We start from the raw sequence: 23,430 nt of genomic DNA on the forward strand, positions 1-23,430 counted from the left end.
ATACGCCATTTTAGAGTGATTAATCTAATGGGTAAATAATGAATTATTAGGAGCTTATTCTAGGTTGTCTACGGTTGCGTAAACGCACATTTTGAAACAATAGAACAAAGCCAGTTAAACAAAATAAAACACTGCTTGCAGAGAAGCTAATCAATAATGGATTATTAAAGTCTTCGCGTTCATCGTAGTCCATTATGTGCAACATCCAAAAAAAGTCGAAAATTCTCCATATTGTGCTGCGAACTGTGATTACTTTACCACTATCTGCCCATAAATAGAGTGTTGTATTAAAAGTGTCGTTAAAACTCACTTGCCATATATTTTCTTTGTAGCCAACTTCTCGAGGCCCTGTTTCAAGTAGATTTATCGTATTAATCTCAGCGTCAATTAGTAGGTGGGCTTTTGCATTTGCAGTAATTTGTTTTTTATTGGGGTTACTAAATGGTTGCCCCGATACCCCATCAAAATGGTGCTCTTTTGTGTCAGTTTTTAGCGTAATGATTGGGGTGTTTAAAAAATGAGAATAGGTAATCTGTTTAGGCTGTTTGACTTGAGCAACTATTTTGTCGAGCGATGCTGGGTAATCTGCTTGAGTAAATGGATTATCGATAGCTCGAGTTGCCAAATGCTTACCATGAACTTTTTCAAGCGGAATAGCGCTCATGACTAAACCACCTAATAGCCATGCAAAAATTTGCAAAGCAAGAATGTATCCAAGCCATTTATGATATTTACGAGCGTGCTTAAAAATACGTTTATTCATCAAGAACTCATTTGTTATTATTTTTTTGTGCAGTATTTTACAAAGTATACAGTGTTTGACCATGTGGCAAATTGTCGCAGTAGGGCTAGATACGTAGGTGATGGTCTAATTTGCAAGGGATAGGGTTTGGTATAAACGCAAATTTAGGTTAAAGTTTGCGTTGTAATTAACGCGGGGTAAAACAATAGCATGTCGGAAATTCAATTTTTAAATGTAGATCTAGAGCTTGAGTCTAAACAAGATATTAGTGCACTAGTGGCAGACTTAAAAAAAATTGCCACAGTTTTACACTATGACAAAGATGAATATCGTCAATTAGCGCGTATTGAGGCGAATATTGAAGTGTCTACACCAGATAAAGCCATTAACCATATGTGTGAATTAATTGAATCCTGTTCACGTAATGCATTAAAACAATGGCTAGCGTGTTCTCGGCGCACGTTTGATATAGGCTTTGAATCAGGCACTTCACCAAAATGTTTTAATCAAGCGCTGCAAGCAGATACGCTGCTGCGAATATCTGCTATTGGTGCAGGCGTTGAGATAACGATTTATCCGATGGAAAGTTAATTTTTACGCTCAACCACTGCTGCGGTCATTCTTGATACGCAGCACAGCTCGCCTCGACTGTTTGTTATTTTAATTTCCCATACCGATGTCCGTTTGCCTATGTGTATAGGTTTTGCAACTGCTGTAAGCATGCCATTGCGCGATGCTTTTAAATGGTTGGCATTTATTTCTTGGCCAACACAGTAAAATTTTGTGAAATCTATAACAAAATTAGCAGCATAACTGGCAACTGTTTCTGCAAGCACAACATTTGCTCCGCCATGAACCATTCCAATGGGATTGTGGTGTCCAGGTATTGCAGGCATAGTTGCCACTAAATAGTCGTCGCCAATCTCAGTGATTTCTATACCCATTGTTTTCATTAACGTGCCTTGGCCATTAATGCCTTCATCAAGTTGTTTACACTGCGCTAGAGTGATTGGGTGATACCAAATAGCCATGGAGTATCCTCAATTAAAAATTTAAAACCAGTCTACACTTTTGTACACTTTCCTACAGTTAAGATCATCTAAATAGCTAAAATATACCTAATGTTACATTTTAGGAACGCAAGATGAAAAAAGGAATAATGCTGTTAATTAGCTGTTTATCGTTATCCAGCTATGCAGATATTAATCATCAGGTTGATCTCGGGTTCACTGATTTAAGTGGCTTCGATAAAGCATTTTTAGGTGCGAGATACCGTTATTTTAGTGATGACTTAACCGCCTTATCTGGTCCTCAAGAGCTAAAAAGTCACTTGCACCGAGTGAACAATATTGCGTTAGGTGGCTTTGCGAATGACAACCTTTATTATATTACCAGTGATGCGACTTATTATTGGCAACATGGCTTAATTTTAGCGGCTGGCTTGCGGCATGTTGATGATGATGGCGGCCATTGGCAATCAGACAGCTCTTTAGTGACGGCCTCAATTGGAAACCAGGTAAATGATCAACTACAAATAGGCTTAACTGCTTTTTACAACTATTTTCAAGGGAGAGGCTATTATTTAAAAGACAATGTAACGTCGGTTGAATGGAGTTATGCGCCGTATGTGCGTTGGACCAGCTTAACGAATAATAAAGGCTGGGATCTACAAGCTAAGCAGTTAGTTGAGCGCTATCGGTATGTTCAAGGGCGGGTAGCGTATTATATAAATCAAGATTGGTCTGTTGCTTTGGTCGCTAATGTTCGTGACCATGGCAATAATACGGATAACTATGAGTTGCAAACACAGTACTGGTTTAATGAGCATATAGCGTTAAAGTTTGGTTTAGGCGCATCTTTTAAATCTGATGATGGTTTAAATAGCGCCACTTTATTGTTAAGTACTAGATGGTAAAAAAGAAGGGCTAAAGGTAACTAATTTAAAATTTGCGATTTTCAAATAACTGTATATACTCACAGTTAAATGTACTGTATGGAAAACCAGTTGTATGCGCCCATTAACGAATCGTCAAGCTCAAATTCTTGAATTAATCAAAGTGTTTATCAAAGATACTGGTATGCCGCCTACGCGTGCTGAAATTGCGCAAACTTTAGGTTTCAAAAGCGCAAACGCTGCTGAAGAGCATTTAAAAGCACTGGCTAAAAAAGGTGTTATTAAAATGAAGCCAGGTGCAAGCCGTGGTATTCAGCTGGTAGAAGAGGATGAACCCGAGCAACTTGGATTACCACTCATTGGCCGAGTCGCAGCTGGTGAACCAATACTTGCACAACAGCATGTTGAAAGCCATTGTCAGATTGACCCTTTAATGTTCAAGCCAGCCGCTGATTTTTTATTGCGTGTACAAGGTATGAGTATGAAAGACATTGGTATTATGGATGGTGATTTGCTTGCTGTACATAAAACGCAAGTGGCTGAAAACGGCCAAGTAGTTGTTGCGCGTGTTGATGAAGACGTGACTGTAAAACGGCTCGAAAAAGCCGGACGTAAAGTTTTATTGCACGCCGAGAACGAAGAGTTCTCTGCGATTGAGGTCGATCTTGAACATGAATCATTTAATATTGAAGGGCTGGCAGTTGGCGTGATTCGTAACGCTGATTGGATGTAAGAGCTGTTTTTACTACTCAAGCCAATGATAAACATTACGCTTGCCTAGATAGTTACTGCCTTATTAAGTTTTATGCTCAATGCACCAAATAAGTGAAATTTGGTGCTTTTATTTTTTTAACAACTTTAGCTACTGTATCTTACACTTCTATGTAGTGTCTTATCCCTTATCATAGCTCGTTATCCGCTAGTTTTAAGCCCTTACACTATTTCCCAAAAACAAAATAACGCCCTGATTTAACATTGTTATTTTTGCACCAAAATAGAATTTTATTTACCTTAAAACTTGCTAATTGTTTATTTTTTAACTAATTGGTTAATACGCTGTGTTAATTAGTGATCTTTTTGCCCTATGGCGTCAAAAGACATAAATAGCATCAGTAACAATAAAAAATAACGAATTGGCGCGAATAAAGCAGTGCCGCCTCTTCGCTTTGCGTCTTGCAATAGCATCAAAAGGAGCTGTCACATGGGTAAATTGAGCTCTACCTTGTGGCTTATATTACTAATGCTTCCGCAGCAATTATTGGCAAACAGCCAATTTAATATGCGCGAAGGTGTAACCGATATAAGTAATAATGTTTATCAACTGCACATGACAATTTTTATAATATGTTGTGTGATTGGGGTGATTGTATTTGCCGTTATGTTTTGGGCATTAATACATCATCGTAAATCGAAAGGGGCGGTACCTGCCCAATTTCATGAAAGTACAAAAGTCGAAATACTTTGGACGGCAATTCCCTTTGTCATTCTTATAGCCATGGCAGTACCAGCCACTAAAACTTTAATCGCAATGGAGGATGCCAGCAAAGCTGACATCACTATCAAAGTGACGGGGTCGCAGTGGAAATGGCATTATGAATACATGGGAGAGGATGTTGATTTTTATTCTATTCTTTCAACACCAAGTGACCAAATTGCAAATCAAGCTGAAAAAACGGATACCTATCTACTTGAGGTTGATAAACCTTTAGTGCTACCAATTAACAAAAAAATTCGTTTTTTAATGACCTCTGATGACGTTATTCATTCATGGTGGGTGCCTGACTTTGCTGTTAAGAAGGATGCTAATCCAGGCTTTATCAATGAGACATGGACCCGAATTAATGAAGAGGGTATTTACCGAGGTCAGTGCGCTGAACTTTGCGGCAAGGACCACGGTTTTATGCCCGTCGTAGTAGAGGCCAAGTCTGAGGCAGACTTTGATGTTTGGTTAGCCAACGCTAAGCAAGCTAAGCAACAAGCCGCAGCTGCTGATGCTGCACTATTAGACCAAACCCTACCAAAAGAAGAACTTATGGTACTTGGTGAGCAAGTATACATGGCCAGTTGTGCTGCCTGCCATCAACCCACAGGCATGGGGTTACCAGGTGTTTTCCCTGCTCTGAAAGGAAGCCCTATCGTATTGGGAGATATTAAAGATCACATCGATATTGTTGTACATGGTAGCCCAGGTACAGCCATGCAGGCGTTTGTAAAACAACTATCAATTAAACAGCTTGCCGCTGTTATTACCTATAAACGTAACGCATGGGGTAACAATACAGGTGAAGTAGTTCAGCCAAGTGATATTCAGGCATGGATTGATGAAACTGCGGAGGCTAAGCCATGAGTAGCATAACAGACGAGCATAACAACGACGCTGCGCATCACGATGCAGGACATCATCAGCCTGCAAAGGGCTTTAAACGTTGGTTGTTTACAACTAATCATAAAGACATTGGTAGTTTATATTTAATATTTTCACTCACCATGTTTTTAATTGGTGGTGCGATGGCCATGGTGATCCGCGCTGAATTATTTCAGCCTGGTTTACAGTTAGTCGACCCTCATTTTTTTAATCAAATGACCACAGTTCACGGTTTAATTATGGTGTTTGGTGCAGTAATGCCTGCATTTACTGGATTGGCAAACTGGATGGTGCCATTAATGATTGGCGCGCCGGACATGGCCCTACCTAGAATGAATAACTGGAGCTTTTGGATTTTACCTTTCGCGTTTTTGATTTTGTTAGCATCGTTGTTTATGCCAGGCGGTGGCCCTGCATTTGGGTGGACATTCTATGCGCCGCTTTCAACAACGTATAGCAATGATAATACCGCTCTATTTGTGTTTGCGGTGCATATAATGGGCATTAGCTCCATTATGGGTGCCATCAACGTGGTTGTCACTATCGTTAATATGCGCGCACCTGGCATGACGTGGATGAAGCTTCCGTTATTTGTTTGGACGTGGTTGATCACAGCGTTTTTATTGATTGCAGTAATGCCTGTGTTAGCCGGTGCGGTCACCATGGTGTTAACGGATAAATACTTCGCAACCAGCTTTTTTGATGCTGCTGGAGGGGGAGACCCGGTTATGTTCCAGCATATTTTCTGGTTCTTCGGCCATCCTGAAGTGTATATCATGATACTCCCTGCATTTGGCATTATTTCGACGATAGTTCCAACCTTTTCCCGTAAAAAACTCTTTGGCTACGCCTCTATGGTGTATGCAACTTCTTCGATTGCGCTGTTAAGCTTTATCGTTTGGGCACATCACATGTTTACCACAGGGATGCCCGTTGCAGCAGAGCTATTCTTTATGTATGCAACGATGTTGATATCGGTGCCTACTGGGGTAAAAGTGTTTAACTGGGTAGCCACTATGTGGCGAGGATCGATTAGTTTTGAAGTGCCCATGTTGTTCAGTATTGCGTTTATTGTACTGTTCACTCTAGGTGGCTTCTCAGGCTTGATGTTAGCTATTACACCTGCTGATTTTCAATATCACGACACGTATTTTGTGGTGGCACATTTTCATTATGTGTTAGTGACCGGAGCCGTATTCTCGATAATGGCGGGGGCATACTATTGGCTGCCAAAGTGGACGGGTAATATGTTTAATATCACCTTGGCAAAGTGGCACTTTTGGCTATCTTTGGTGAGTGTAAACGTGTTGTTCTTCCCAATGCATTTTGTGGGACTGGCTGGTATGCCAAGACGGATCCCAGATTACGCGCTGCAATTTGCTGACTTTAACGCGATTATTAGTATTGGCGGCTTTGCCTTTGGCTTGTCACAGTTATTGTTTGTTGTTGTGGTTTATAAGTGTGCAAAAGGCGGTGACAAAGTGCCAGCAAAAGTGTGGGATGGCGCAGAGGGGTTAGAGTGGGAAGTCCCATCACCAGCGCCATATCATACCTTTGATACGCCACCGGAGATTAAATAATGACGCATGCACCTTTGCTTAAACGACTGGTATTAATATGCATAGGCATGTTTGCTTTCGCTTTTGCTTTGGTGCCTTTATATGATGTTTTTTGCGATATCACAGGCTTAAATGGTAAGCCCTCTCTAGAGCAAGCACAGCAAAGTAAAACCATTACTGATAACCGCGAAGTTGATGTGAGCTTTACAACACATGCTCAAAGTGGCGCGCCGTTTGAAGTGAAATCACATGAATACAGTGTGGTGGTAAAACCTGGTGCAATGCGAGAAGTATTATTTAAGGCAAAAAACCTCAGTAACCAAGACAAAGTTATGCAAGCAGTTCCCTCCGTGTCACCAGGTAAAGCAGCTAAGTACCTACATAAAATGGCGTGTTTTTGTTTTGACCAACAGCCGCTAAAAGCGGGAGAAGAGGTTGAGTTTAAACTCCTTTTTTATGTCGATGCTGAGCTCCCAAGTGATGTTGAAGAGCTAACTTTATCATACACCGTGTTTGATATTAGTAGTCAATTTTTGGCTAGTAATAAGGAGCAAGTAAGATGAATCAAAACTACGAAAAATATTATGTGCCTGATCAAAGCCCTTGGCCAATTGTGGGTGCTGTCGCGATGTTCTTGATCGCTGTAGGTGCTGCGCTAACGGTCATGCAAGCGAGCGAAGAGGGCGGTAATGGACATTACATATTGTACGGTGGCATTGCTATTTTACTCTATATGTTATTCAGCTGGTTTAAAAATGTGATTGAAGAATCGCATCAAGGTTTGTATTCAGCCCAGATGGATCGATCATTTCGTCAAGGGATGAGTTGGTTTATTTTCTCTGAAGTAATGTTTTTCATGGCTTTCTTTGGTGCATTATTTTATGCCCGAATGATATCTGTTCCTTGGTTAGGGGGCGCAGGTAACAATGCGATGACTAATGAGGTGCTATGGCCAACGTTTGAAGCTGTATGGCCATTAGTGACTACCCCGGCAGGAGATACAACACAAGCAATGGGGTGGCTTGGGCTACCTTTAATAAACACAGTAATATTGCTTATCTCATCTGTGACGCTGCATTTTGCCCATGTGGCAATGGAAAACAATAAACGAGGCCCGTTAAAAGTCTTTTTAGGCGCCACTATTTTATTAGGGGTTGTATTTTTAGGCTTACAGGTTGAAGAGTATATTCATGCTTATCAAGATCTAGGATTAACCTTAGACTCAGGTGTTTATGGCAATACGTTCTTCTTGCTAACAGGGTTTCATGGCATGCATGTGACTTTGGGTACAATTATTTTATTAGTTGTATTCTTTAGAATTTTAAAAGGCCATTTTAGTCCCAAAAAGCATTTTGCTTTTCAAGCTGCTGCTTGGTACTGGCATTTTGTTGATGTGGTTTGGTTGTGTTTATTTGTGTTTGTATATGTGCTGTAGGGTTTGCATTTGGGTTGATAAAGCCAAGTTTGAACGCGGCAATAACAACAACAAGTACAACAACTGAAAATAACACGCGACGGCCTAAATAATGAGACATAGGCCGTCCTTTATCACGACCAGAAACCATAATAAATAGCGCACGAAATAAGTTAAAAAGTATAAACAATAACAACAGTACAATAATAATTTTTATAATCACTGGGTTCACCTTTATGCAGTTAGTTTTATGGCGTAAACAAAAGCTTAGCTCAATTTTCATCGTTTGCGTGGTGTTAGTTGTGGTATTCGTTTGTTTGCGTTTGAGTTATTGGCAAATACAGCGTGCACAGGCAAAGTCGTTGCAACTTGCACATATTGATAGTGTGCAAGACCAAGGGGTTATGCAATGGTCTAACGTGCAAGCATTACCAGCTACCTGGAATAAAACTGGCATCAAAGTCACTCTTACAGGTCAAGTCGCAAGTCAGTATTATTGGTTGTTGGATAATCAAATACACCAAGGACAAGTGGGCTACGATGTGCTTACTTTATTTACACCCATAGACAGTAAAACCCCCATTGTCGTTAATTTGGGGTGGATAAAAGCGCCACTTACACGTCAACAGCTCCCATCCGTTAATCTGCCAAAGCAACCTATTGAAATGACAGTGCAATTAAAGCAAGGAAAACTATCAGGTTTTACTTTAGAAAATAGTGATGCAGTCCAGTCAGATGGTTGGCCTAAGCGAATTCAAAATATTGATTTAGACATTTTTTCTAAACAAACAGGAACGTTGATGGCTGATTTTATTGGTTATCGGCAAGGCGCAGGCGATGAGCTAGGTATACCGCATTACCAAGCTGTTGTAATGAGCCCGCAAAAACATTATGGCTATGCAGTGCAGTGGCTATTAATTGGTTTAGCATGCGTTGGGGTTGCTGTATTTGCAAGCAAAAAGAAGGATTTAAAATGAAAAACAAACCGATGGTTATTTTTGTTGGATGCTGTTTAGTGCCTTTGATAATGGCCTACCTGGCACTCAAGTTTGAGTGGATCTCACCCGCTATAAGTAACAATGGTGAATTTTTAACAACAGAGATCAAACTCAGGCAGTGGCGAGAAACAGAACACAAACAATGGACAATTGCACTTAATCACCCACAGCAATGCTCGCAAGCGTGTGCTGAGCAATTAAGTGCACTGGATAATTTATATGTCGCACTGGGTAAAAACCAGGGCAAAGTAGACATGGTGATTTTAGGAGAACCAAAAGACACCGCAACACCATGGCGGCAATTAGCAGAAACAGATCAGCTTGAGCCTGCAAGTTTATATCTAATTGATCACATGGGGTTAGTTGTTTTGCATTACCCATATAAGCAAGAACCACAACAAAACCGCTTAACACAAAAGGGGCTATTAAAAGACTTAAAGAAGTTACTCAATTATTCGCGCTCAAGCTAATGCCATTAAAAGGGGCTGATGATGTATAAAAATTATAAAAACTTAGTAGTAGCAACCTTCTTTTTATCTATTGTGGTTGTCGGATTAGGCGCATATACGCGCTTAAGTGATGCAGGGTTGGGTTGCCCTGACTGGCCAGGTTGTTATGGCTTTTTGACAGTACCAAAACATGAAGCAGATTTAGCACATGTTGAACAAACTTACCCAGATATGATGTTTGAAACCGCAAAAGCATGGAAAGAAATGATCCATCGCTATTTTGCTGGCAGCCTAGGGGTATTGATTTTAGCGCTATTTATTTTCGCGTTCATTCAACGTAAGCACTCAAAATCCCCCGTTAAATTACCCTTTTTTTTATTAGTGTTAGTTATATTTCAAGCAGCGTTAGGCATGTGGACTGTAACAATGAATCTGCAGCCCCTTATTGTAATGGGCCACTTATTGGGCGGCTTTAGTATTTTGTCATTAGTCGCTTTGTTGTATTTAAGGCTAACCGCTAAACCTATAGCAGGAGGAGATGCGCCTGCACGACGTCATTTTAACTTGAGCCTAGTCGCATTGGTTGTATTGGTTATTCAAATTGCATTAGGGGGGTGGCTGGCGGCAAATTATGCTGCACCACATTGCAACGGGTTACCACTGTGTAGTTATGGGCAACCCTTTTCTCTAAGTAGTGTGTTTCAACTTCCGTTAGAACACAGTACGTATGAATATGGCGTGCTGTCACAGCAAGCAAGAATGTCGATTCACTTATTGCACCGAATTTGGGCTTTAGTGACGTGTGTTGTGCTTGCGCTCGTAATGTGGCGAATTTATAGCCATGCCTTATCAGCAAAAATTAAACATTGCACGATCACTGTATTGGTTGCGTTAGTGTGTCAAATAAGTTTAGGGCTGGCTGTTGTGCATTGGCATTTTCCATTAGGGGTAGCGCTGGCACATAATTTAATGGCTGCCATACTATTAATAACGCTTATTCGTTTATGTTTCTATTTAAAAGCACGTAGCTAGGAGGCTGTTATGGCACAATCATTAACAATAACAAAAGTCACACCTCACCAACTGTCCGATTTATTAAAAGATTATTTGGCAATTAGTAAATTTAAAGTAGTGGCAATGCTGGTTTTAACTGCTTGGGTGGGCCTGGCACTTGCCCCTGATGTGGGCCGAGGGGTTGCTGTACAATTTATTAGTTTATTGGGCATAGGTCTGTTATCAGCAGCCGCTGCGGTAATAAACCATGTAGTTGATAGCGAAATTGATAGCAAAATGGCACGTACGCGTCATCGCCCAGTGGCGAAAGGGCGTTTATCAAAACGGCACGCTCTTTCTTTTGCAGCAGTCATTGGTGTGAGCGGTTTTGTTATGCTGGTTATGTGGGCTAATCTGCTTACCGCTGTACTAACACTTTTTGCGCTGGTGGGTTATGCCTTTATTTATACGTCGTTTTTAAAACGGGCTACACCACAAAATATAGTTATTGGTGGGCTTGCCGGTGCAATGCCCCCTTTATTGGGTTGGGTGTCTGAAACAGGTCAAATGGCGGCTGCACCTTGGTTATTAGTGATGATAATATTTACGTGGACGCCGCCTCATTTTTGGGCATTAGCCATTGCACGAAAAAGTGACTATGAACGTGCTAAAATCCCTATGCTGCCCGTTACACATGGTATTGAATTTAGTAAAACGTGTGTCATCGCTTATTCTATTTTATTAGCATTAGTGTGTGTACTACCGTATTTAATAGGCATGTCTGGAGAGATTTACTTAACCGCTTCTAGCTTATTAAACGCAGTCTTCATTTATAAAGCGATTAAATTAAAAGTAGCACCTGAAGAGGGAACTGCGATGGATCTATTTCGTTTTTCAATTATCCATTTGATGTTACTCTTCATAGCCTTATTTGCTGATAAATGGCTAGTTATATGAAAATATGGGTAACGGTGGTTTTATGTTTTTTGTTATTGGTAGGTTGTAGTGATAAGAGCAAGCCAAACGTAGATGCATTAGTTTATGAAACTGCAAAACCACTCAGTGAATTTTCATTAAATGATCAACACAATAGTGAAGTGACAAACGCTAATTTTGAGGGGCAATGGAACCTCGTATTTCTGGGATATACCAGTTGCCCAGATATTTGCCCACTCACGTTAGCAAAACTAAACGCAGTCCATAAATCACTGAGTGATCAGTACGCATTGCAAATATGGTTTTTATCAGTGGATCCAAAACGTGATACTGCCAAGAAAAGAAAAGCCTACATAGATTATTTTAATCCTAACTTTTTAGCCGTATCAGGAGAGCATAAAGCACTGTTCCCGTTTGTAAGGGAGCTTGGGCTTATTTATGCCATTAGTGATAGTACAGAACAAGAATACGCCGTAGATCATAGCGCATCAGTTGCATTGGTTGATTCAACTGGGGCTGTAAGGGCAATATTCAAACCTGAGTTTAAGCAAGGAAGTGTGCCCCTGATAAACACCAAAAAAATGCTTAAGGAATTTAAAATAATTGCAGATTATTACGAATAAACACGCGATAAATTGGGCGTATAAAATATAAAAGGAGCGAATAGCTCCTTTTTTGTTTTCAGACGGTTGGAAAACTAATTTACTCTTTTTTTGATGCATTTATGGCATTTTCGGTAAGTCCGTCTAAGCTTTTGTAATGAATTGGTAAAACACGCAAAGCACAAAGTATATGATCAAACTTCCAGCGGAATTAGCGATTAACCAAGTTGAAATCTTACACCAAGATTTATTAAATGAATTAAGCGGCAATGATGATGTTTGTTTAGATATAAGCGATGTTACTCGTGCTGATACAGCGTCAGTTCAATTACTTTGTTCTTTACAAAAACATTTACTATCAGTGCAGCATAAAATTATTTGGGTTGGCCAAAGTGATGCGCTAAAAAGTGTTATTACCCAGTTGGGTTTAAGTGAATATTTAGTACTCGATAATGCAGATTAAGGAGTTTATATGAAAAGAATTTTAGCTGTGGATGACTCTGCGTCGATGCGTCAAATGGTTGGCTTTACATTAAAAAAAGCAGGATTTGATGTGACGGAAGCGAAAGATGGAAGCGAAGCTTTAAGTATTGCCAAGCAGCAAGGTTTTGATGCCGTTATTTCGGATGTAAATATGCCCGTAATGGACGGTATTACTTTAATACGAGAATTACGCACTCTCCCGAATTATAAATTTACCCCATTATTGATGCTTACTACAGAGTCTGGAATGGATAAGAAAGTAGAAGGCAAAGCTGCAGGTGCGACGGGTTGGATAGTCAAACCTTTTAACCCTGAGCAATTATTAGCAGTATTAAAAAAAGTGATTCGCTAATCTAGGGAGCGGGGCATGAGTATAGATTTAAGTCAATTTTTTGAAGTTTTTTTCGAAGAAAGCTTTGAAGGCTTGGATGCCATGGAAGCAGAATTACTAAATTTAGTTCCCGGCGAAGAAGATTCAGAAGCGATAAACACAATATTTCGTGCTGCGCATTCAATTAAAGGAGGCAGTGGTACATTTGGTTTTAACTCGGTCGCAGATTTTACACATGTATTAGAAACGCTTTTGGATCAAATTCGTGATGGATCTCGCCCTCTTACCGCCGAGCACGTCAATTTATTACTTAAGTCTATCGATTGTTTGCGAGCTTTATTAAGTGCCTTGCAAGCAGAGCAAGAGCCAGACCTAAGCGAATCTATAGAGTTACGTAAAAAGTTCGAACACATCCTTGAACTGGATGAAAGCTCAAATGATGAGTCAACAAATAGCTCTGAACCGCTCGCAGAGTTAAATACATTTCAAATTGACTTTAAGCCACATCATCACCTATTTAAAACAGGCAATGAGCCACTTTATATGGTGAGTGAACTCGCCGAACTCGGTGATTTAGACGTAGTTGTTTTTCATAACGAAGTACCTGACATTAAAGAGCTTGCACCGGATGATTGTTATTTATCATGGCGTTTTTTCCTTAATACTGAAAAACCTGAAACTGCAATAAAAGAAGTATTTGAGTGGGTGGAAGATGATGCCGATATCACCATAAGTCTATGCGGAGGTTTATTTGAAGATTTAGACGAAAACTCTGTTGAAAGCGAAGATAAAAAAGAATCTCAACCAGCTGATACTTCACCCAAAGCGGCAACGGCAGTCAAAGCTAAACCTAGCACTTCTGCAAAAGTTCAAAGTTCAGGGGCATCATCTTCAGAGTCAACCTCTATACGTGTGGGGATAGATAAAGTTGATTCGTTAATTAACATGGTAGGCGAGCTTGTCATCACACAAGCAATGTTAAGCCAGCTTGGCGAACAGGAAGTTACAGAAGCAACGTTTGCTTCCTTACAAGAAGGGTTAGCGCAATTAGCTCACAACACTCGAGATCTCCAAGAGAGCGTAATGGGCATTCGAATGTTGCCAATCAGTTTTGTATTTAGCCGATTTCCTCGGTTGGTTAGAGACATTTCGCAAAAATTAAATAAGCAAGTTGAATTGAAATTACTGGGTGAACAAACTGAGCTTGATAAAACGGTAATGGAAAAAATATCAGACCCAATGGTGCACTTAGTTAGAAACTCCCTTGACCATGGTTTAGAAACGGTTGATCAAAGAATAGCCGCAGGAAAAGACCCTGTTGGTGTTGTAACACTAAATGCATTTCACCAAGGCGGCAACATCGTTATTGAAATTATGGATGATGGCCAAGGACTTAATACGCAAAAAATAAAAGAAAAAGCGATTGCTAATGGGGTGATTTCTGAGACAGACGAATTATCAGATAAAGAAATAAATGAGCTTATTTTTGTAGCAGGGTTTTCTACTGCCGACGCGGTGAGTGACTTATCAGGCCGAGGGGTAGGTATGGATGTCGTGAGGCGTAATATAGAGTCACTTAACGGCTCTGTAGAAGTGGCATCAGCGCCTGGCGTAGGTTCAACATTTACGATTCGATTACCGCTAACACTTGCGATTTTGGATGGACAACTCGTTAAAGTTGCAAAGCATACTTATATTATCCCGCTTATTTCGATTGTAGAGTCGTTACAGATTGATGTAACAAAAGTGAGCCGAGTAGGTAAAGACCTTGATGTATTAAGACTTCGTGATGAGTACATCCCTATTTTGCGGTTGTACAACATTTTTAAACATCAAGGAGCGATTGAAACATTAGATAAAACGCTATTAGTCGTAGTGGAGAGTGACAACCAAAAAATTGGACTGTTGGTGGATGATTTATTATCACAGCAGCAAGTGGTCATTAAAAGCTTAGAAGCCAATTATCAGAAAGTTGATGGTGTCTCAGGTGCCACAATTTTAGGTGATGGCAGAGTGTCACTGATAGTAGATATTAGCGGATTAATAAAAATGTCAGGGCTCAGAAAGCCAGGCAGCCAAGAATTAATTATTGAATCGCAAGCTAATTTGGAGGCGTCATGAGCGCTTTGCTGAATGAGTTAAATAGTAATTTGACCCTTGAAGAAGAGCAAGGAGTTAGGCAATTTTTAACTTTTATTATGGCCGAAGAAGAGTATGGGGTTGATATTTTAACGGTGAAAGAAATCCGCAGTTGGGAAGAAATAACCGTTATTCCTAATGCTCCAGATTATGTTCAAGGAGTCATTAATATTCGAGGCACCATAGTACCAATTTTAGATTTGCGATTGCGATTTGGTTTGCCAAGAATCGAATATGGCGCACTCACAGTCGTGATTGTGATAAAGGTCGATTTAGGACAGAAAACAAAAATAATGGGTATGGTTGTTGATGCGGTATCTGATGTTTATAGCATTATTGAAAAGAACGCCAAAATGGTTCCAACATTTACAGATTCAGACAATTCAGAATTTGTTGCAGGACTGGTTAATGTTGGAGAAAAGATGGTTGCGTTATTAGATCTGAAAAAAACGATGGATATTTAACTGTTCATTTTAGTTAATGAAGCAATAAAAGGTGATGGGCATGGGGTGGTTTAGTAATTCAAAGCAGCCAAAATCAGAAAATGATTTAGTAATAGCTGCATTAAAAAAATCATTTGCTGTTATTGAGTTCGAGCCAAACGGCACAGTGATAACAGCAAATAATAACTTTTTAGATATGATGGGTTATCGCCTAGAAGAGTTACAAGGCCGAAATCACAGTGTATTTATTGCTAATGAAACACAAGAAAATCAAAGTGAAGCGATTTGGCAACGAGTGAAAAGCGGTGAGCCAATTAACGGTGAATTTAGCTTTTTAGCCAATGATGAAAAGATAGTTTGGCTTCAGGCAAATTACAGCCCTGTTATAGATGAGCAGGGAAATGTTACTAAAATAGTTCTACTCGCATCAGATATTACTGCTCTTAAAAAAGAGACTGTGGACGCCACCAGTAAAGTACAAGCCATTAATAGGTCTCAAGCGGTTATCGAATTCAACTTAGATGGCATCATTATTACGGCTAATGATAATTTTTTAGCGACCGTCGGCTATAGCTTATCTGAAATACAAGGCAAGCATCACAGTCTGTTTGTTGATCCTAATTACGCTAAGACAGAAGAATATCAGAAATTCTGGCAGAAACTGGGTAATGGGCATTTTGATTCAGGTGAGTATTTGCGTTTAGGCAAAGGAGGAAAAAAAGTTTGGATCCAAGCGTCATACAATCCAATTTTTGACCAAAATGGCAACCCTGTTAAAGTGATTAAGTATGCGAGCGACATTTCTGAGCAAAAAGAGATATCTGAAAAAGCGCGTATTAGTGCTGATTTAGCAAGCGCATTAAAAGTGTGCCAAGCCAATGTAATGATTGCAGATAATGATCTTAAAATTATTTTTGTGAATGAAGAAGTTAAAAAAATGCTCAGTGCTAGAGAAGCACAATTAAAGACTGTGCTACCTAGTTTCTCTGTCGCTGATTTAATTGGTACTTGTGTTGATGACTTTCACAAGCAAGCATCTCATCAGCGTCAGCTTTTAAAAGACCTTAAACAACCTCATCATGCTCGTTTAACATTAGCAGGACTTATTTTTGAGCTGATTGCGACGCCATGGGTAAATGATGATGGCAAACGGTTAGGTACAATTGTTGAGTGGCAAGATATAACGCAGAGCGAGCAAAAAGCGCAAGAAGAGAAAAAGAATGCGCAAGAGAATTTACGTGTTCGTCGCGCTTTAGATCGAGTAGCTACAAATACAATGATTGCTGATACGGGCAATAATATTATATACCTCAACGAATCTGTTAAGAATATGATGCGTATTGCAGAATCAGATTTACGTAAAGATTTACCGAACTTTAACTGTAATGATTTATTAGGCCAAAATATAGATGTATTCCATAAAAATCCATCGCATCAGAGGGGGTTATTAAATACCTTAACGGATACGTATAGCGCGGAAATTGTAGTTGGGGGAAGAACATTTGGCTTGGTTGCAAATCCTATATTCACACCAGAAAACGAAAGAATAGGCACTGTTGTTGAATGGGAGGACAGAACCGGTGAGGTTGCCATAGAGAAGGAAGTCAATGACCTTGTAAAGGCAGCAGGGCGTGGTGATTTAGACCAACGTATTAGTGAGCAAGATAAAGATGGCTTCTTTAAGCGCTTAGCCGTTGGCTTAAATAGCTTAGTTAGTATCGTAGACGATGCAGTTTCAGATACTGCTCTGATGCTTAGTGCAATGGCTACAGGGGATCTATCAAAACGTATTGAGCAGGATTATCAAGGCTCTTTTGATAAGCTTAAAAAAGACGCAAATGCCACGGCTGATAAACTCACAGAAGTGATGCATCGGATAAACTCATCGGCGACCTTGGTTGCAAGTGGTGCAGAGGAAATTTCGCAGGGCAACACCGATTTAAGTCAGCGCACAGAAGAGCAAGCATCTTCATTAGAAGAAACCGCTTCAAGCATGGAAGAGATGACAAGTACCGTGCGTCAAAACGCTGACAATGCAAAAATAGCGAATGGATTGGCTGAAGAAACCCGCGACAAAGCATTAGAAGGTGGTGAGGTTGTTAACCGAGCTGTAGCGAGTATGTCAGCAATCAATGAATCGAGTAAAAAGATTGCAGATATTATTAGTGTGATTGACGAAATCGCCTTTCAAACCAATTTACTTGCACTGAATGCGGCAGTGGAAGCGGCTCGAGCGGGTGAGCAAGGCCGTGGTTTTGCTGTTGTAGCTGGTGAAGTGCGAAATCTAGCACAACGCTCAGCGGGTGCAGCGAAAGAGATTAAAGAATTAATTAGAGACAGTGTTGGTAAAGTAGAAGACGGTACATTGTTAGTGAATGAGTCAGGTGCAACGCTGCAAGATATTGTCAGCTCAGTGCAAAAAGTAACGGAAATGATTTCTGATATTGCAGAAGCGTCAGTTGAGCAGAGCTCCGGCATTGAGCAAGTTAATAAAGCGATTTCGCAAATGGATGAAATGACGCAGCAAAATGCAGCATTAGTTGAAGAGGCATCAGCAGCGGGAGAGTCGATGTCAGAGCAGGCAAACGATATGCGCCGCTTACTCACCTTCTTTTCTCTGAATCAGCAAGAGGCACCACTTAAAACAGAGCCTCCTGTCGTTGAATCAATACCAACATTGCATACTAGTAAAGTAAGAAGTGCTCCTAGAGGTAATGACTTTGCTGATTCATCAGATGAGTGGGAAGAGTTTTAAATAAGTTATGTGCTAGTTAATTAGTACAGCTGTTTGGGTATTGAGCCTAAGAGGGTTTCATATATTGCGACCCTCATGCCTTTTATACAGTTTTAAGCCCTATTAACTATTTATGCCGTGCTCAGGTGGTCCTGTCTCGTTATGTCGCAGCTACCTTGTATATAATACCAATCCGCAATAATACTTAATCATTTTGCGGGGCTAGACGTGTCGCTACCTGCGTTAAAAAATTCTCATTTAGGATATCTAAATAGCGAATTTTTGCCTTGCTATCAACACGTTTTTCTACCCTCAAAATAGGTCACTTAATTAAGCGAATTGGTATAAATGGATTTTGACACTAATTTAGTTTTCTTAAGTGCGGGAATGTTCAATGAAAGAATTTTTGCTGACAGATAATGATTTTAAGACTATTGCCAAACTAGTCTATGATGCATGCGGGATTGTGCTCGGTGATCATAAGCGAGAAATGGTTTATTCACGCTTAGCACGACGTATTCGCTCTCTGCAGTTAAATAATTTTAAGCAGTATTTAGCCTATTTAGAAGCACATGAAGAGCAAGAATTTAGCGATTTTATTAATGCAATAACGACTAACCTCACTTCCTTTTTTCGTGAATCACATCATTTCGATTATTTAAAGTCAGATATTATCCCCAATCTATTACTATCTAATAGGTCAACAAAAAGAGTGAGAGTGTGGTCTGCTGGCTGCTCGACTGGAGAAGAACCTTACACATTAGCAATGACCTTAGATGGTGTTTTCCCTAGCGATTGGGATGTTAAAATTTTAGCGACCGATTTAGATTCTAATGTATTAAATAAGGCACAACTGGGCAGCTATACCGCGGCGAATGTAAATGGCCTTGAGTCGCACCATTTAAAGCGCTGGTTTTTGAAAAGCAAAGATGGTGAAACGTTTAAAGTGAAGCCTGAGTTACAAAAAAAAGTGCATTTTAAGCGGCTTAACTTATTGCAAAAGTGGCCCATGAAAGGTTCATTTGATGTGATTTTTTGCCGAAATGTGGTTATTTACTTTGATAAAGAAACAAAAGATCAACTGTTTAAACGCTACTGTGACATTTTAGCCCCCCGAGGCCATTTATTTTTAGGTCATTCAGAAAGTATGGGTAAGGAGCACAGTGAATTTAGAAACCTAGGTAAAACAATGTATCAAAAGGTGGCTAATGAGTAACCAATTTAAAACCGTGCTGCCTGGTTTTGAGCACGTAAAGCGGTTCTGGGATGCTGGACAGCAACATGTAGTTGCAAAGGTATTACCGGGTGAGTTTTATGTATCCAAAAATGACGAATTAATTAGTACTGTATTAGGTTCATGTATTGCTGCGTGCGTTTACGATGATAAATTAGGGATTGGTGGTATGAATCATTTTATGCTGCCTGCAGAGAAAGGAGTTGAGCAAGCAAATGCGCACAGCTTAAACTGTCGTTATGGTAATTGGGCAATGGAATTTTTAATTAATGAAGTGCTGAAAAATGGAGGCTCTCGCAGTAACTTAAAAATTAAATTGTTTGGTGGTGGAAAAATTATTCGTTCTATGACAGACATAGGCTTAGGTAATATTCGTTTTGCCTATTCCTATGTGCAGGAAGAGAAGCTTGACCTTGTTTCCCATGATGTGGGGGGGCCTTGGCCTAGAAAGGTCAACTTTAATCCTCAGACGGGTAGGGCACAAGTTAAAAAATTACGAGAAATGCACAGCGATGCATTAGAAAAGCGTGAAGTGCGCTACTTGCATGATATTGAAAAACAAGACTCGAATACAGATATCGAGCTCTTTTAGGAGTTCTTCATGATCAAAGTTTTAGTTATTGATGATTCACCCTTGATAAGGAGAATATTAACAGATATTTTGTGCGAGCCAGCCGATATGGAGGTTGTTGGGTGTGCAGCAGATCCCTATCAAGCACGAGAAATGATCAAGCAGTTAAAGCCTGATGTATTAACGCTCGATGTTGAAATGCCTAAAATGGACGGCATTAGTTTTTTAAAAAACTTAATGCGGTTACGTCCAATGCCCGTCGTTATGATCTCAACATTAACTCAGAAAGGTTCCCCTGTTACTTTAGAGGCATTAGAGATTGGAGCTGTTGACTTTATAGCTAAGCCCACTGTCAATTTATCGGAGCAATTTAACCAATATGCGGCGGTGCTGCAGCAAAAAGTGCGTACAGCGGCAAGCGCAAGAGTACGTCCGTGCAAACCTTCAAGTAACCAGGTTATAGAACCTAGCGTAATTTCAAACTTTAATGTTTCTGCTATTTTAGCCATTGGCGCATCAACAGGTGGAACGGAAGCGATTAAAGAAGTGTTGATTAGAATGCCTAAAAATTGCCCTCCTATTGTAATCACACAACATATTCCACCTGTATTTAGCAGCTCGTTTGCTCTAAGAATGGATAAAACTTGCACAATTAATGTTAAAGAAGCTGAGCATGGAGATAAGTTAGCAGCAGGTTGGGCATTCATAGCTCCAGGAGGTAAGCACCTGAGTGTAGTAAAGCGTGGTAGCCATTTAATCTGTCACTTAGATGAGTCGGCTGCTATTAATCGCCATCGCCCTGCTGTCGATGTGCTGTTTAACTCACTAGTAAACATACATCCTAAAAATACCGTGGCGGCATTACTTACAGGTATGGGTAATGATGGCGCCAAAGGGTTATTAGCGCTCAAGGGCTGTGGGGCTTATACAATTGCACAAGATGAACTCACATCAGTCGTGTGGGGGATGCCAAAAGCGGCTATTGAATTGGGGGCTGCTGATGATGTTTTGCCACTAGAAAAAGTGGCAGAGCATCTATTGAAAAAAGCGCAAAAACAGCTTAAATAAGTAACTTGAGCTTTATGCTCTTGGCTCAAGTTAACCCATTTTGTTTACTCTGTAAGTACCCATGGTTGAGAAAACCAGTAATAGCTTCCTTTATGTGTCTTTGATGGAGCTGTGCAGTTAAACCGCGAGCGACCTAAATTTAACTTTTTAGGAGAGTTTACTTTTACTGTATCAGCTGTAACCCAATCTAGCTGAGCTTGTCCAACACCAGACACGTAACAGGCTAATTGACTTTTATGAAAGTCACCCATTTCAAATTGAATACTGATGATAGGTGGGTTTTCGTTAGTTACGCTATCAGAGTATGTAAGCGCTTTAATTGTAAATGGGCGAGAGCTAAGTTTGGTTTTGAGAGTATCCAATTTGCTATAAAATCCCGATGCTGGAAAGCGTGGCAGGCGGGTAAAATCAGAGTTTACGCCAATGGCTCCTGAGTGTTGGCCAATGCCAATGAAACCAAGGCTTTTTACCAATTCTTGAAGCTGGTTATTGAACTCACCATAAGGATAAGCTAAATATTTAAAATCATGACCAATTTCCTCTTTAATGCGCTTTTGCGAAAATAAAATATCGTCTTTTATTCGTGCTTTCCATTGCGCGTCGTTTTCACCACTTTGGCGTTGGTGCAGGTAATCGTGCTGTGAGCTGTGATTGCTGATCAGCGCCCCTTTTTTGGCAAGCTCTCTAAGTTTATCCCAGCCCATAACATACCCTTTGCCTTCATCAATCAATTTTGGGTTTACAAAAATGGTATAAGGGTAATTAAATGCTTCAAGTATAGGAGCGGCTTGGTCATAATTGTTGTTGTAACCATCATCAAAAGTAATTGCGACCGTTTTATCAGGTAAGCTTTTGCCTTGTTGTAAAGAGTTTACTAATTCATTTAATGGAATCACATTAAAGTCATGTTGTTTAAGGTAGCTTAAATGGGCTTCAAAGTTTTTAGCACTGATGCTAGTAACTGCGGGCAGCGTTTCGCTAACATGATGATACTGTAAAATAATTGCGCTTTTTACAGAAAACGATAGGTAAAAAAGGATAAATAAAACACAGTGAAACAATTTCTTAAAGTTCATAAAGCACACCATAAAAGCTTGTTGTTATTAGCGGGTCCGATGATCTTATCAAATATAACCGTGCCACTGTTAGGAATAGTTGATACGGCTGTCATTGGGCATTTAGGGAGTGCGCATTATCTAGCAGGTATAGCACTGGGCGCGACAGTCATTTCATTATTGTTTTGGCTGGCAGGCTTCTTAAGAATGAGTACCACAGGCTTGGTTGCTCAAGCGTATGGCAGTCAGGATAAAGCACTGCTGGCAAGCTTATTAAAACGCAGTTTATTGTTAGCCCTTGTTGTTGCGTTTACTTTACTTGCTGCATCACCGTGGATAAAAGATTTAATTGCGTATTTATCAGGGTCCAGTGATGCAGTGCTAGAGCAGGCGTATATTTATTTTGATATTCGTATTTTTAGTGCGCCTGCTGCGTTATGTAATTTGGTTTTATTGGCGTGGATGTTGGGCGTGCATTACGGCCGAGGCCCTTTTTATTTACTGTTAGCAACTAATATTACTAATATTGTGCTCGACATTTATTTCGTTGTTTACTTAGATTGGCAAGTGGCGGGCGCAGCATGGGCCTCAGTGATTGCAGATTATACCGCGTTCATATTTGCTGCTGTTTTGGTTTTAAATTTAGCCGCTAAAAAGTCGGTGCCATTGTTTATTAGTGGTTGGTTTAGTGCTTCGCAGATGGTGGCATTACTAAGTTTAAACCGTGATATTTTTATTCGCTCTCTTATTTTGCAGTTGTGTTTTAGCTTTATGACCTTTTATGCGGCGCGTATAGGCGATATAACCTTGGCTGCAAATGCCGTATTGCTTAACTTTTTAATGCTGGTGAGCTTTGCTCTTGACGGAGTTGCTTATGCAAGCGAGGCAAAGGTCGGTCAAGCTAAGGGTCAAAATAGTGAACGCAAAATACACTTATGGGTTAAAGTTAGTTTATTTTGGGGAGCAATGTTTGCTTTAGCATATAGTGTATTCTTTGCCTTATTAGGACAGCACATTATCGCTTTACTAACTGATGTACCTGAGGTTATTGCTACCGCTACACTGTACTTGCCTTGGCTTGTCGTGTTGCCCGTTGCGGCAATGAGTTGTTTTTTATTTGATGGTGTATTTGTTGGGTTAACGCGAGCAAAAGACATGCGCAATAGTATGTTATTGTCAGCGAGTGTCGGCTTTGCGGGTGTATTTTTGGTTTTTCACTCTTGGCAAAATCATGGTTTATGGCTAGCAATGACCTGCTTTATGCTCTTAAGAGGTATTACATTAATTGTACGTTATAGGCAGCTAAAGAAAGCGGGGCGCTTACTTTACTAAGTATTCAATACGGGTAACTTTGCTTTAATCACATTTAATTACGTGTGTAAATAAAAAGTATCGGCTAAGCTTTACCTATATGGAATGA

General features: G+C 40.0%; 25 protein-coding genes. 21 read left to right on the forward strand and 4 right to left on the reverse strand.

Going from position 1 to position 23,430, the window contains the following annotated elements; translation table 11 throughout:
- Positions 1 to 46: 46 nt before the first annotated feature.
- Positions 47 to 763: a hypothetical protein gene (locus tag CSC79_RS09145; RefSeq protein ID WP_099295523.1), complete on the reverse strand. Its 717-nt coding sequence runs from the start codon at positions 761 to 763 to the stop codon at positions 47 to 49.
- Positions 764 to 952: 189 nt separating this feature from the next.
- On the opposite strand from CSC79_RS09145, the gene CSC79_RS09150 reads away from it, so the two are divergent.
- Positions 953 to 1,333 (forward strand): hypothetical protein, encoded by a 381-nt coding sequence (locus CSC79_RS09150; RefSeq protein WP_099295524.1) that lies wholly within the window; start codon positions 953 to 955, stop codon positions 1,331 to 1,333.
- On the opposite strand, the gene CSC79_RS09155 is transcribed toward CSC79_RS09150, so the two are convergent.
- A complete protein-coding gene (locus CSC79_RS09155) occupies positions 1,330 to 1,773 on the reverse strand; it encodes a PaaI family thioesterase (protein ID WP_099295525.1) in 444 nt (147 codons plus the stop codon). The genes CSC79_RS09150 and CSC79_RS09155 overlap by 4 nt on opposite strands.
- A gap of 113 nt (positions 1,774 to 1,886) precedes the next feature.
- Here CSC79_RS09155 and CSC79_RS09160 point away from each other — a divergent pair, with 113 nt between their 5' ends.
- The 6 genes from CSC79_RS09160 to CSC79_RS09185 all read left to right on the forward strand — a co-directional run bounded on the left by CSC79_RS09160 (position 1,887) and on the right by CSC79_RS09185 (position 7,995).
- Complete coding sequence (locus CSC79_RS09160; protein ID WP_099295526.1) at positions 1,887 to 2,657, forward strand: hypothetical protein; 771 nt, start codon at positions 1,887 to 1,889, stop codon at positions 2,655 to 2,657.
- 94 nt (positions 2,658 to 2,751) lie between these two features.
- Positions 2,752 to 3,369: a transcriptional repressor LexA gene (lexA, locus tag CSC79_RS09165; protein WP_099295527.1), complete on the forward strand. Its 618-nt coding sequence runs from the start codon at positions 2,752 to 2,754 to the stop codon at positions 3,367 to 3,369.
- A gap of 468 nt (positions 3,370 to 3,837) precedes the next feature.
- Positions 3,838 to 4,983 carry a cytochrome c oxidase subunit II gene (gene coxB, locus CSC79_RS09170; RefSeq protein ID WP_099295528.1) on the forward strand — a complete coding sequence of 382 codons (1,146 nt, stop codon included), beginning with the start codon at positions 3,838 to 3,840 and terminating at the stop codon, positions 4,981 to 4,983.
- Positions 4,980 to 6,581: a cytochrome c oxidase subunit I gene (ctaD, locus tag CSC79_RS09175; RefSeq protein WP_099295529.1), complete on the forward strand. Its 1,602-nt coding sequence runs from the start codon at positions 4,980 to 4,982 to the stop codon at positions 6,579 to 6,581. Before coxB ends, ctaD begins: the two co-directional genes overlap by 4 nt.
- A complete protein-coding gene (locus CSC79_RS09180) occupies positions 6,581 to 7,123 on the forward strand; it encodes a cytochrome c oxidase assembly protein (RefSeq protein ID WP_099295530.1) in 543 nt (180 codons plus the stop codon). The genes ctaD and CSC79_RS09180 overlap by 1 nt, the downstream gene beginning before the upstream one ends.
- Entirely contained in the window at positions 7,120 to 7,995 is an 876-nt protein-coding gene (locus tag CSC79_RS09185; protein ID WP_099295531.1) for a cytochrome c oxidase subunit 3, read from the forward strand. The genes CSC79_RS09180 and CSC79_RS09185 overlap by 4 nt, the downstream gene beginning before the upstream one ends.
- Here the strand turns inward: CSC79_RS09185 and CSC79_RS20340 are convergent.
- Positions 7,895 to 8,257, reverse strand: a complete 363-nt coding sequence (locus CSC79_RS20340) for a DUF2909 family protein (RefSeq protein ID WP_343255774.1) — start codon at positions 8,255 to 8,257, stop codon at positions 7,895 to 7,897. The two genes, CSC79_RS09185 and CSC79_RS20340, sit on opposite strands and share 101 nt — an antisense overlap.
- Here CSC79_RS20340 and CSC79_RS09195 point away from each other — a divergent pair.
- The 13 genes from CSC79_RS09195 to CSC79_RS09255 all read left to right on the forward strand — a co-directional run bounded on the left by CSC79_RS09195 (position 8,211) and on the right by CSC79_RS09255 (position 20,955).
- Positions 8,211 to 8,951 (forward strand): SURF1 family protein, encoded by a 741-nt coding sequence (locus CSC79_RS09195; protein WP_099295533.1) that lies wholly within the window; start codon positions 8,211 to 8,213, stop codon positions 8,949 to 8,951. The two genes, CSC79_RS20340 and CSC79_RS09195, sit on opposite strands and share 47 nt — an antisense overlap.
- On the forward strand, positions 8,948 to 9,442 hold the full coding sequence (locus CSC79_RS09200; RefSeq protein WP_099295534.1) for a transmembrane cytochrome oxidase associated protein: 495 nt from the start codon (positions 8,948 to 8,950) through the stop codon (positions 9,440 to 9,442). The genes CSC79_RS09195 and CSC79_RS09200 overlap by 4 nt, the downstream gene beginning before the upstream one ends.
- Positions 9,443 to 9,463: 21 nt before the next feature.
- Positions 9,464 to 10,453 (forward strand): COX15/CtaA family protein, encoded by a 990-nt coding sequence (locus tag CSC79_RS09205; protein ID WP_099295535.1) that lies wholly within the window; start codon positions 9,464 to 9,466, stop codon positions 10,451 to 10,453.
- A gap of 9 nt (positions 10,454 to 10,462) precedes the next feature.
- Positions 10,463 to 11,371: a heme o synthase gene (gene cyoE, locus CSC79_RS09210; RefSeq protein ID WP_099295536.1), complete on the forward strand. Its 909-nt coding sequence runs from the start codon at positions 10,463 to 10,465 to the stop codon at positions 11,369 to 11,371.
- Complete coding sequence (locus tag CSC79_RS09215) at positions 11,368 to 11,973, forward strand: SCO family protein (protein ID WP_237113992.1); 606 nt, start codon at positions 11,368 to 11,370, stop codon at positions 11,971 to 11,973. Before cyoE ends, CSC79_RS09215 begins: the two co-directional genes overlap by 4 nt.
- Before the next feature lie 169 nt (positions 11,974 to 12,142).
- A complete protein-coding gene (locus CSC79_RS09220) occupies positions 12,143 to 12,415 on the forward strand; it encodes an STAS domain-containing protein (RefSeq protein ID WP_099295538.1) in 273 nt (90 codons plus the stop codon).
- A 9-nt stretch (positions 12,416 to 12,424) separates the two neighbouring features.
- Complete coding sequence (locus CSC79_RS09225; protein ID WP_058561442.1) at positions 12,425 to 12,787, forward strand: response regulator; 363 nt, start codon at positions 12,425 to 12,427, stop codon at positions 12,785 to 12,787.
- 15 nt (positions 12,788 to 12,802) lie between these two features.
- Entirely contained in the window at positions 12,803 to 14,887 is a 2,085-nt protein-coding gene (locus tag CSC79_RS09230; RefSeq protein ID WP_099295539.1) for a chemotaxis protein CheA, read from the forward strand.
- Positions 14,884 to 15,369, forward strand: a complete 486-nt coding sequence (locus tag CSC79_RS09235; RefSeq protein WP_099295540.1) for a chemotaxis protein CheW — start codon at positions 14,884 to 14,886, stop codon at positions 15,367 to 15,369. The genes CSC79_RS09230 and CSC79_RS09235 overlap by 4 nt, the downstream gene beginning before the upstream one ends.
- Before the next feature lie 40 nt (positions 15,370 to 15,409).
- Entirely contained in the window at positions 15,410 to 18,103 is a 2,694-nt protein-coding gene (locus CSC79_RS09240; protein WP_099295541.1) for a methyl-accepting chemotaxis protein, read from the forward strand.
- Positions 18,104 to 18,476: 373 nt separating this feature from the next.
- Entirely contained in the window at positions 18,477 to 19,298 is an 822-nt protein-coding gene (locus CSC79_RS09245) for a protein-glutamate O-methyltransferase (RefSeq protein ID WP_099295542.1), read from the forward strand.
- Complete coding sequence (gene cheD, locus CSC79_RS09250; RefSeq protein WP_099295543.1) at positions 19,291 to 19,908, forward strand: chemoreceptor glutamine deamidase CheD; 618 nt, start codon at positions 19,291 to 19,293, stop codon at positions 19,906 to 19,908. The genes CSC79_RS09245 and cheD overlap by 8 nt, the downstream gene beginning before the upstream one ends.
- Before the next feature lie 9 nt (positions 19,909 to 19,917).
- The gene (locus CSC79_RS09255) at positions 19,918 to 20,955 is read left to right on the forward strand and encodes a chemotaxis response regulator protein-glutamate methylesterase (RefSeq protein ID WP_099295544.1); all 1,038 of its coding nucleotides are present in this window, start codon (positions 19,918 to 19,920) and stop codon (positions 20,953 to 20,955) included.
- A 44-nt stretch (positions 20,956 to 20,999) separates the two neighbouring features.
- On the opposite strand, the gene CSC79_RS09260 is transcribed toward CSC79_RS09255, so the two are convergent.
- A complete protein-coding gene (locus CSC79_RS09260) occupies positions 21,000 to 22,031 on the reverse strand; it encodes a polysaccharide deacetylase family protein (protein WP_099295545.1) in 1,032 nt (343 codons plus the stop codon).
- On the opposite strand from CSC79_RS09260, the gene dinF reads away from it, so the two are divergent.
- Positions 22,008 to 23,342, forward strand: a complete 1,335-nt coding sequence (gene dinF, locus CSC79_RS09265) for an MATE family efflux transporter DinF (protein WP_099295546.1) — start codon at positions 22,008 to 22,010, stop codon at positions 23,340 to 23,342. The two genes, CSC79_RS09260 and dinF, sit on opposite strands and share 24 nt — an antisense overlap.
- Positions 23,343 to 23,430 lie beyond the last annotated feature (88 nt).

The organism is Pseudoalteromonas sp. 3D05, from assembly GCF_002723455.1.
GTDB lineage: Bacteria > Pseudomonadota > Gammaproteobacteria > Enterobacterales > Alteromonadaceae > Pseudoalteromonas.